Source organism: Clostridioides sp. ZZV15-6598 (assembly GCF_020657705.1).
GTDB classification, from domain to species: Bacteria; Bacillota; Clostridia; order Peptostreptococcales; family Peptostreptococcaceae; genus Clostridioides; species Clostridioides difficile_F.
Genome location: NZ_JAGWCS010000128.1, coordinates 1 through 10,995, shown reverse-complemented (window position 1 = coordinate 10,995; position 10,995 = coordinate 1). Strand labels below are relative to the sequence as shown.

Annotated in this window: 10 protein-coding genes; 2 read left to right on the top strand and 8 right to left on the bottom strand. The window is 28.4% G+C overall.

Annotation, left to right across the window (positions count from 1 at the left end):
* Positions 1–181: 181 nt before the first annotated feature.
* Positions 182–520 (top strand): TIGR04076 family protein, encoded by a 339-nt coding sequence (locus KGF50_RS17615; RefSeq protein WP_227849272.1) that lies wholly within the window; start codon positions 182–184, stop codon positions 518–520.
* A 129-nt stretch (positions 521–649) separates the two neighbouring features.
* On the opposite strand, the gene KGF50_RS17610 is transcribed toward KGF50_RS17615, so the two are convergent.
* The 3 genes from KGF50_RS17610 to KGF50_RS17600 all read right to left on the bottom strand — a co-directional run bounded on the left by KGF50_RS17610 (position 650) and on the right by KGF50_RS17600 (position 2,610).
* Positions 650–1,261: an Ada metal-binding domain-containing protein gene (locus KGF50_RS17610; protein WP_227849271.1), complete on the bottom strand. Its 612-nt coding sequence runs from the start codon at positions 1,259–1,261 to the stop codon at positions 650–652.
* Between the two features lie 33 nt (positions 1,262–1,294).
* Positions 1,295–1,966: a (Fe-S)-binding protein gene (locus KGF50_RS17605; protein ID WP_227849270.1), complete on the bottom strand. Its 672-nt coding sequence runs from the start codon at positions 1,964–1,966 to the stop codon at positions 1,295–1,297.
* Between the two features lie 404 nt (positions 1,967–2,370).
* Positions 2,371–2,610 carry a hypothetical protein gene (locus tag KGF50_RS17600; protein WP_227849269.1) on the bottom strand — a complete coding sequence of 80 codons (240 nt, stop codon included), beginning with the start codon at positions 2,608–2,610 and terminating at the stop codon, positions 2,371–2,373.
* A gap of 580 nt (positions 2,611–3,190) precedes the next feature.
* Between KGF50_RS17600 and KGF50_RS17595 the strand changes: the two genes are divergently transcribed.
* Complete coding sequence (locus KGF50_RS17595; RefSeq protein ID WP_227849268.1) at positions 3,191–4,468, top strand: amidohydrolase family protein; 1,278 nt, start codon at positions 3,191–3,193, stop codon at positions 4,466–4,468.
* A gap of 257 nt (positions 4,469–4,725) precedes the next feature.
* Here KGF50_RS17595 and KGF50_RS17590 read toward each other — a convergent pair whose 3' ends face one another.
* The 5 genes from KGF50_RS17590 to KGF50_RS17570 all read right to left on the bottom strand — a co-directional run bounded on the left by KGF50_RS17590 (position 4,726) and on the right by KGF50_RS17570 (position 10,934).
* Positions 4,726–5,460, bottom strand: a complete 735-nt coding sequence (locus KGF50_RS17590; RefSeq protein WP_227849267.1) for a hypothetical protein — start codon at positions 5,458–5,460, stop codon at positions 4,726–4,728.
* On the bottom strand, positions 5,453–7,696 hold the full coding sequence (locus KGF50_RS17585; RefSeq protein WP_227849266.1) for a M1 family aminopeptidase: 2,244 nt from the start codon (positions 7,694–7,696) through the stop codon (positions 5,453–5,455). Before KGF50_RS17585 ends, KGF50_RS17590 begins: the two co-directional genes overlap by 8 nt.
* Complete coding sequence (locus KGF50_RS17580) at positions 7,696–8,571, bottom strand: ATP-binding cassette domain-containing protein (RefSeq protein ID WP_227849265.1); 876 nt, start codon at positions 8,569–8,571, stop codon at positions 7,696–7,698. Before KGF50_RS17580 ends, KGF50_RS17585 begins: the two co-directional genes overlap by 1 nt.
* Positions 8,572–8,776: 205 nt before the next feature.
* A complete protein-coding gene (locus KGF50_RS17575) occupies positions 8,777–10,165 on the bottom strand; it encodes a sensor histidine kinase (protein ID WP_227849264.1) in 1,389 nt (462 codons plus the stop codon).
* An 88-nt stretch (positions 10,166–10,253) separates the two neighbouring features.
* Positions 10,254–10,934: a response regulator transcription factor gene (locus KGF50_RS17570; RefSeq protein ID WP_227849263.1), complete on the bottom strand. Its 681-nt coding sequence runs from the start codon at positions 10,932–10,934 to the stop codon at positions 10,254–10,256.
* Between the last annotated feature and the right edge of the window lie 61 nt (positions 10,935–10,995).

The window sequence follows — 10,995 nt, the reverse complement described above, 5'->3', positions numbered from 1 at the left end:
AGAAGTTATATTAGTTAAATCAGATGCATTGTAGTTTTTCATACTCATTTAATCACCATCCTGTAATAAAAATACTATCCTAAACGTTAGTACCTTACCTAAAAGTAAATACTTGTTTAAATATAAAATAGCACATATACTTATATAAATAAAAGTTAAAAAATGTGAGGAGATGACTTTCATGAAAAAATGTAAAATAGAAGTGATAAAAACAACATTCCACAAAGACTTAGCAGATGAGTATGGATGTAAAGGTATTGGGAAATGCCCTATGCATAAAGTAGGAGAAGTATTTTTTGGAGATTTTGCTAAACCTGAAAAATTATGTGACGAAGCATGGAAAGCAATGTATCAGTATGTATTTGCTTTATCTCATGGTAGTGAAAATTTTTACTATGGAGATTGGATAGATAAAGAAGGAGTGGCTATATGCTCCTGTAATGATGGAATTCGTCCTGTCATTTTTAAAATTGAGAGAACTGATGAAGAATCTAAAATGGAATATAAGCCTATAAGATAGATAATATTTACAATATTGTATGTTTATACACTATAAGAATGATAAATATACTTAAACTAACAATTAATTTTACTCTTTAAATCAAAAAGAGATATTATAATATTAATAATATCTCTTTTTGATGAAATATTAAATCAATTTTTTATGCTCACAGTGTAGCAACATTCTCCTCACAAAATAGAAGTTACTCCTTAAATTATTTCTTGTCTTTCCTAAATTCCAATGGACTTTTCCTGTCTGCTCTTTGAAAAAACGATTAAATGTAGATAAACTTCCAAATCCAACAGATGCTCCAATATCAATTATTTTTTCATCTGTTTCACTTAGAAGCTTTTTTGCTTCATCCAGTCGCAAAGAGTCTACATATACTTTAGGTGTTATGCCATACACATTCTTAAAAACTTCTACCATCCGTTTCTGGGAGAGACCAATCTGCCCCAGATTGTCATTCCATGCGGTTTTAGTATTATGCAGTTCCTCCAAATGCCTCTTTAGAGAGTCTGCTATCTCTTCCATTGGACTGTATGATAGAAGATCACTTCTGCACCGTTTACATGGACGAAAGCCAGATTTCAAGGCTTCCTCTGTATTTTGAAAAAAGCAGACATTTTCTCTGAGCGGTTTCTTAGACTTGCAAGAAGGTCTACAAAAAATACCTGTAGATTTTACTCCATAAAAGAATAGACCATCATAATTGACATCATTTTCTATGACTACCTCATACATTTCATCGTTCGTCAATTTCATAACCCCCTTCTAAGTAAATGAAAATGATTAGTGTACAGCGATATACGCATCTAACACATCATGCCATTCATTCACACTGCATTCCTGTGGCTGTGTAGCCTCATGAAACAAAAGATCCACCAGATGATGTGGAATTTTACCACCAACACTCATTGCCTTAATGCAGGACACGCAGTATACAACCACATCCTCACAAGGCATACTGTCTGCCCTTTTTTTCATCGCTGCATGAATTTCCTCAGAATCACAAGAAAGATATAGACTGTCACCGCAACATACAGAACTTGTTCCATGCTGACTTGTTTCTATTATCTCAATATTCATCTTTTTTAGAAGGTTTCTGACTGCTTTATGAACAACCATCTTGTTTCTTACTGGACAAGGATCATGGATACTTACCCTCATACCATTGTAATTTTGAAATGGAAAATCGTTAAATTCGTCAATAATTTCCCATAAAGAAACTGTGGATATCCCCTTATGAAGTGAGCTAAAACGCCTGTCACACCCTGCACATACATTAATAATCACAGAACCAGTAGGCAAACCTGGTTTATGGTGACAACAACTTTGATGCAGTTTGATAAAAGGAAAAATCTTTTTTAAATAATCTAAAATCTGCAACACTCTTTCTGGTTTGTAGATACTCAGGGCACATCCAGGATTAAAATATAAATTCATATCATTTTCAGAAAACATAATTTCCACCTCCAGACTATAGGATAGCATAACACGTCTGGTGTTTCTCATCAAAAATGGAAATTCAATTTCAAATTACCGCTAAATTCCGATTTACTAATTTCCTAAGATACAGATATTATATCACTTGTATAAGATTTACTATCGTATCAAGGTGCTTTCATCCATAGTAATTTGGTGCTAAAGTCACTCTTAAATTTTCTTATTATTGTATCTAAATCTAATATTTATATGAATAACCTCAATTTAAGCTTATTTTATATTAAAAACTGAATATGTTTTTATTTATCTTTTCACAAGTTAGCAAAGAAATTGCTCCATACTTTAGTATGATTTACAAACCTATTTATACACATGTTTATAACTAATTGAAGTAATGCATTACACAGAACACTCATAATTATTTACTTAACCAATAAATATCTTATAAGCTTGATACCTTCCTTATGCAGAATTTGATGATTCATTTCACTATGAGCATTGATATTATTTTCTTGAGCTATAGCATCAATAATAGCATAAATAAGATAAAGCTTTTCTAAGGTAACATCAATATTATTTTGAGCTAAAGTATCAATAAATACTGACATAAATTTCTCTTCTAGCCCACATAAGGGATTGAAAATTTCTTCATCTTTATTCATCATATTACTTAGTTCATCAATACCCTTACCAGAGGTTTTATATAAAAGTATAAACTTGTTAATTGTTTTTGGATAAATTCATCTATACTAAAAAAATCTTGACTATCTGCTAAAGAGATAAGTAAGGACTCTATCTGCTCTGTGAGAAATCTTTAATTTCAAAATGGCGTATCTTAATGGTAAAATATTATCTGTAGAATTTACAAAGAATGAATAACAAATATGTCAACTTACAATAGAATGTTTATCTGTAAAATTTACTACTACTTCGATTACTATTATGGAACCCTATCCAATCAGACCACAATATATTATTACTATTTGGGGTTGGATATATAATCAATGCTCTCTTTAGATAGCCACTCAGTTTCATGTTAATTGGTGACATTTTTTTCTTGAATGTTAATTATATCTATAGTATCAAATACTCTAAAACAATTGTATTTCAATACTATTTACTATTATTTAATAGTATTTGTAACTCAGATTTGATATAATACATAGGGTAAAATTTTAATTAATAAACCCTATATATTACTTATATATTAAAGTTAACAAATTTAAAATTAAGGAGAGCTATATGTTAAAAGCAATAAAAGGCAATATAATTTTTACAAAAACTTCAGATACTTTCGCAGTATTTGAGAATAGCTACATTATACTAAACAAAGGCAAAGTAGAAGGGGTCTTCAAAGATATTCCTAAAGAATATAAAAATTTAGAAATTATAGACTACAGTGATAAACTTATAATACCTGGTATGAACGACCTTCATTGTCATGCACCCCAATTTAGAAATTTAGGCATGGCTATGGACAAAGAACTTATACCATGGCTTGAAACTTATACATTTCCAGAAGAATCAAAGTATATAGATATAGAATATGCTACAAAGATGTATAAAAAATTTGTAAAAGAAGTCTGGAAAGCAGGTACTACTAGAATAGCTGTATTTGCAACAGTACATAAAGAAGCTTCTATAAAACTTATGGATATTTTTAAAGAGGTTGGTCTTGGAGCATACGTTGGTAAAGTAAATATGAACATGAATTGTCCTGACACTCTATTAGAAAATACTGAGGATTCTATCAATAATACAGAAGAAATAATAAGCAAATACAGTGACATAAATTCTATTGTAAAACCAATTATAACTCCTAGATTTATACCTAGTTGTACAAGTAAACTTTTAAAGGAATTAGGAGATTTGTGTCTAAAGTATAATGTTCCTATACAATCGCATTTATCTGAAAATCATGATGAAATTGAATGGGTTAAAAATTTAGAACCTGAATCTAAATTTTATGGAGATGCATATAATAGATATAATTTATTTGGTCAAACACCTACATTAATGGCTCATTGTATTCACTGCTCTCAAGAAGAAATAGATTTAATGAAAGAAAATGAGGTTATGGCTGTTCATTGTCCAGCTTCTAATTTTAATGTTGGTAGTGGAGCTATGCCTATTAGAAAATTACTTGATAATAATATTAAACTAGCCCTTGGTTCTGATATAAGTGGTGGTCATACACTATCAATATTTAAGGCAATAGTATCTGCAATACAGTTATCAAAATTATACTGGGTAAATTCTAATAAAAAATGTAATTTCCTATCTTTATCAGAAGCTTTTTATATTGCAACTAAAGGTGGAGGAAGTTTTTTTGGAAAGGTTGGTAGTTTTGAAGAAGACTACGATTTTGATGCATTAATTATTGATGATTCAGATTTAAATCATGACAATTATTCTATACTTGAAAGACTTGAAAGATTTATATATGTTGGTGATGACAGAAATATCATTCATAGATATGTATGTGGAAAATTAATTGAAGAACCTAATATAGAGTTATAATAAAAATTTTAATTATATAGAGTTTGTTTATATAATCGGCTTAATTTATATAATTATTAAAAGAGTATATTTTTAAACCTAAAAAACTATAGGTTAAAATATACTCCTTTTCTTTAGTTTATTTATAAGTTTAGTAATTATATCATATTTTCCTTAATATAATCCTCTCTTCACATCTTAAACTATCTATATACATTAAATATTGAAAAATAATTATGATTTTATAGAATTAATTAATTTTTTCTTTGTAAGCAATTTTAAACTTTAGTTTTACTTTTGCTGTATGCTTTACATACACTGAGTATTAAGAGTATACCTATAACTCCAAGTGCCATTCTACTGATTACAAATCCCTGCGGAATATCAAATGCAAGATTCCCCATCATATCTGCAACTTTACTCTCTAGTATAGAGTTCACTAGATTTTTACCAGATATAATAGATAGTACACCAGAATTTGTTATAAGAAACATTATTGGAATAAAAATATATAGTAAGTTTCCATTTATATTACCAATAAACATCCCAATTCCTGATACAAATAATACAGATGGTATTAAAATAAGAAGTATAGGCTTTGCAAACTGACCAAAGTTATTAAATTGAAATACTCTATTGTAAAAAATAAAACTTATCGCAATTACAACTGTAACTGTTAGAAAATATGCAACTGCTATTGTAATACTTTTTATGCAAAAATATGTTGTAGGCTTTATCTTAGTTGTCATAGTAATTGTTTTGACAGCTTCTTCTTTTTTTGAAAATATATACGTGCAAAACATAAGAACTATAACTAGTAGAAATGGATTTATATCAAGTAAAAAACTTGAATAACTCCACTCTGAAAATGGTGCTGTATCATTTAAGCCATAGATTGTTTTTGTCTTAAGAACATTATAGGAGAACCACCCTGTTATTAATAGTAAAACTAAATACACCTTAGAGAATAATAGTCTCTTCATCTCATACTTCATTATTTTTAAATTATTCAAGATTCAATTCCTCCCCTGTAAGATTACAAGCTTTTAAGAAATCATCATATTTTAATATATTGTACTTGTATTTATCATATAAACCTTTAAGAATAGTTTCAAATTTCTCTTGACCTAAAATCTCTTCCGCCTTTAAAAGTTGTAGTGGCATTTTGTTGTAAATAAGTCTCATAGAATTAGGTGATAAAATATTGAATACATAATTCTCAGGTAACTTTTCTAGATACTGTGGATTATTCATATAGAAATTTCTCTTGAGTTTATCATTTTCTTTTTTCCAATTATCTATAGTTTTTTTGCTATATTCTTTTCCATATTCATACTCCATAAACTTGTTAGTTGCATAATTTGTTATACCTTCTGGTGACCAAGGAGATACCATTGGGTCAACTTGTACTATAATTCCCCACCATTGATGGCATATTTCATGTGCCAAAACTTCAGCCCCATTACCACCTTCTCCTATACTATTTTCAAATACACCTGGGTTGAAAATACTTTCAGTCATATAACTTATATTCTCATATGCTTTTCCTCCAGTCCCAATGCCTGATGTAGCTCCTCCTTCTACTAACTTAAGTGGAATAACTTTATATCTATCTAATTCTCCATATTGCTTCGTATAAAAGTCAATAGAATCTTTTATAATTTTCTCTGCATTCATTTTGTTTATCTGGTCTTCACTCTTTCTATTATAATAAAACTGTACCTTAATCCCACCTACTTGTATATCTTTTTTTACATAGTCTGCAGCTATTATAGTTAATCTAGTTCCTTGTGTATTGAATTTCCATGTACATTCATTATTCTTTTTATCAACTTTTAGCTTTTCTGTACTGATTCCACTTATTACAGGTGTCATACCTGTAGGTAAAGTGATGTTACCATGAATCATTGATTCCATTGTATTCATAACATCAATTTTAGGTTCTGGAAATATTGAGCTACCAACCATCTTAATATTCTCTTCACTTATCATATCTCCTGAAAGAAATGCTTCTAGCAATTGATTATTTATTAATTTACCACCATACTCAATTTCAATTTTAAGATTTTTTTCTTTAGTTGTATCTAAACTAACTCGTTCTTCTGGTTGCTTCTTTTTAGAGATATCAAATTTGGCTTTTTTACCATTTATCTTTATATTCTTAACATTGTATCCAGGATTTAAATCAAAGTTCAACTTTTGTTCTTTACCGCTAGTATTTTCCATGGTATATTTTATTTTCCCATCCAAGCTTGCCTTCTTAGGATTTATTTTTATATCAAGATTTGAATCAATTAATTTTATATCCTTATTTAACTTTTCATCACCACTAGTAGCCATAACTACACCTGAACCAGATTTCTTATCTACTACATTTTCCATTTTAGGTGGAGGACTATCATCATAATATGGCTCAAATGCATATATACTATAAGAACTAGCAATTAATACTATGGTTAAAATTGATACTGATACCTTCTTCATATTAAACATCATGGATGAAAAGATATTTTTTTCATATTTTCTTGTACATATTACACCCATTAAATACGTTGATATTGATACGAAACTCCAAAGCAGTCTATTCCAGTATAAAGCTCTTAATTGTAAGGCATTTTCAAAACTAAAAGAGTAAATAGTGACCTTTGTTTGTATCCAATCAATAAGATAACTACCTTTTACATTTATAGATAAAAATACTATTATAAGTAACATAATTATACTTAAATCAATACGTCTTGTTATAGAGTAAAATCCAGCTGAAAGTAAAATACCAAATAATATAGCTGGTAACATTAAAACTAAGTAATTTATCAGATAAATATTTAGACTAAAATCCTCACTCAACTTAATGATAGAGTATGGTAGACAGATAATCATTGAAATTATTACAGATACTATAGCTGATACAAGAATAGAAATTACTCTAGCTAAATTTAAACTTTTGGCATCCATGATAGTTTCTATAATCCCACTGGTTTTGTTTCTGTAGACACTATCCATCTCATATATTGTAAACATCGAAAATAAGACTGTACCTATTAAAGCCCCTAGTTTTGCTGGATTAAGTAAAACAGGTATACTCAAACTAAGCTCTTGTCCTAAATTGCTTTTTGGTAATAATTCAGGCATTTCATACATTAGTATTGATAGACCTGGTATCAATGCTATTACTAATATGAAAGTCCATGTAATCTTTGAACTAAAAAGCCTCTTTATCTCATCTTTGATAAATTTAATTGATTGCATTACTTTATCTCCTCCTCAGATATCAAAAACATATATGCATCCTCTAGGGATGGTTCTACAGATATTGCAAAATCTGGAAGTTTATGACTTACAATACGATACGAAGTTCCTGTTGTGGTAAGAATACTTGATGTAACTTTAAATTTGCTTTTTCCATTTTTATGTATTTCTCCATTTTTATCTTCATAAATACCAACATGTCCTTGTGCTTTTTTAATTAACTCTTCTGAGCTTCCATCAAACAGTACATTTCCTTTATTTATCACGATTAGTCTATTACATACTGACTGAACATCCTCTATAATATGTGTCGACAATATTACGATTTTATCTCTTGAGTTTTTTGAAAATAAGTTACGGAAGTTTATTCTCTCCTCAGGGTCTAATCCAACTGTAGGTTCATCCAGTATTAATAGCTCTGGATTTCCCATTATTGCTTGAGCTATACCAACTCTCTGTTTTTGTCCCCCTGATAGAGTTTTAATCTTTGAGTTTCTTTTTTCTAATAAATTGGTCTGATTAATAACTTCTTCTATTATCTTTTTTGTGTTCTTATTAATACCTTTTAAAACTGACATATATTCAAGGAATTGATATACTGTCAATTCATCGTATAAACCAAATTCTTGTGGTAAATATCCCAATTTACTTTTTAACTCTGTCTCACATTTTTGAAGAGGTTCACTATTTACTAAAATCTGACCTGAAGTTTGTAATATTCTTGAAGTTAGTAACTTCATTAAAGTGCTTTTTCCTGCTCCATTTGGACCCAATAACCCTATAAAGTTTGGACTTTCAAGACTTATATTTATATTTTTTAGCGCTTCCTTTCCTGCTTTATAAGTCATATTTAAATTTTTAACATCGATTTTCATATTTCACTCACCTTTCATGTTTTTAATTTCTTATTACAATTTTTATTATATAAATGAAGTGTGTAGTTAATATGTTCTTGCCTTGTTTTTTATATGGTAACTAGATACTACTCAAATACATACTTATATGCAAAATAACCCTATTCTAAAAAATTTAAATTTTACCTTAAAATTTTAGTATAGGGTTATTTTATTTATAAAATATTTACTGTAATGTATTTTTTAATGCGATAGGAAATATAGCTGTAAATTTTACACCCACCGATGTATTTTCAATTTTATATTTAACCTTGTGCATATCAAATATAATTTTAATAATATACAATCCTAAACCACTTCCACCAGATTGTCTACTTCGTGACTTATCTACACGATAAAAAGGATTAAAAATATTTTCTATCTCAGATTCTTCTATAAATGTATTTGAATTCTCAACTTCAAAAACTCCACATTCATTATTATTGTATAATCTTATACTTACCAAAGCACCATTTTTTGAGTGCTTAATTGAGTTGTTAATAATATTGGAAATAGCTTTTTTCATCAATTTTATATCTACAAAGGAGTATAAGTTTTTTTCTATATCACTAATAATCTCTATATTCTTATTTTCTGCTAATATTAAGTAGTTTTGTATTGATTGTTGTACTAATGAACTCATATTGATTTCCACGGTATTTAATTTAAATCCAGATGACTCCATACGAGAAATATCAAGAATTTCACGTACCATTTCTTCCATACTTTCCATTACCTTAAGTGAATGTCTTAAATAAGTATCTCTATCTTTATACATGCCAATATTATATATCATGCCCTCAAGTTGACCTTTTATAATTGTAATTGGTGTTTTTAACTCATGAGATACAGCTACAAAAAAAGCTCTTCTACTTATTTCATTCTTTCTTTCTTTTTCAATATCTTCTTGAAGCTTTGAATTTGCATATTCAAGATTATTAAGTGTAATTGATAAATTATGTGCAAGTTCATTTAAACTTAAAGCAAGAGAGCCTATTTCATCGTTACTTTCTACATCGCATCTAACATCTAAATTCATCTGTGCAATTTTTTTTGAAGTGTTACTTATCTTGACAACAGGTTTTGTAATTACTTTAGAATAAATAAATGCAGTAACTAGTGATATTATCAAAATCATTATTGCAACTACTGGTATCAATTTTAATAAGACTATAGATGCCTCATCAACTACCATCAATCTTGGTGTCACAGAAATAATATATTTATCTGAACTATCTTTAAAGGTAATCTCAGTAGCTATCGCATTTATATAACTATTTTCAGAAATTTTATTATTATTTAGGTACTTATATAAAAAATTATCTCCATTGAATATAGCTTTTTGCTTCTTATTTGATATAATATTTTCATCACCTACTTTACCATACTTTATATTAGATGGTATTTCTACTGATTTTCCATTTTTCACTAAATCAATAGACACATTATTTACAACCATAAACTCATAAAATTTAGGTCCTGAATCCTTATATTTAGTCTTCTCAATAACTTTAACAAATTCATTCAGATTTTTTTCAACATCCTCTGTTAAGTATGATTTATATACTTTGGGCATTGACATCATGATAAATATGTAAATTAGCGTACAGGATAAAATAAGTATCAAGGTTGTACTTAAAAAAACTTTTCTATTTAGACTTTTCTTAATCCAATACATCAATCCTATATCCTACCCCTCTTATTGTTTCTATGTAGCTCACATCAAGTTTTTTTCTAAGATTTTTTATATGTGTATCTACAACCCTTTCATCTCCTAAAAAATCATACTTCCATAGACTATTTATTAAATTTTCTCTAGTAAGTACACGACCTTTGTGTTCTATTAGTTCCTTTAGAACTTCAAATTCTCTAGCAGTCAATTCAATCTTTTTACCATTTACAAAAACTTTATATCCTTCAACATCAACACTAATATCTCTATATGATAAAAATTCTCTATCTTCATGATTTTCTTCTTTATCCCCAGTTCTTCTTAATACTGCCTCTACTCTTTTTAGAAGAACAATTGTAGAAAATGGCTTTGTAATATAGTCATCCACTTTTAATTCAAACCCTTTTACTTGGTCTGTTTCTTCATCCAATGCTGTAAGTATAATAATTGGAATATTAGATTCATTTCTTATCATTTCACAAACTACAAAACCATCTATCTTTGGCATCAGTATATCTAATAGAATCAAATCGAATTGTTGCTTTTTAAACTTTTCAATTCCATCAAGACCATCATTTGCTGTTATGATAGTATAACCTGCATTTTCTAAAAATGTTTTTATTATATTTTGGATATCTATATCGTCTTCTATGACCAATATTCTCTTTGACAAGTTTATCCCCTCTTTCTATAACTATAAACTTTAGGTTGTATAATATATATTTAGATTATAC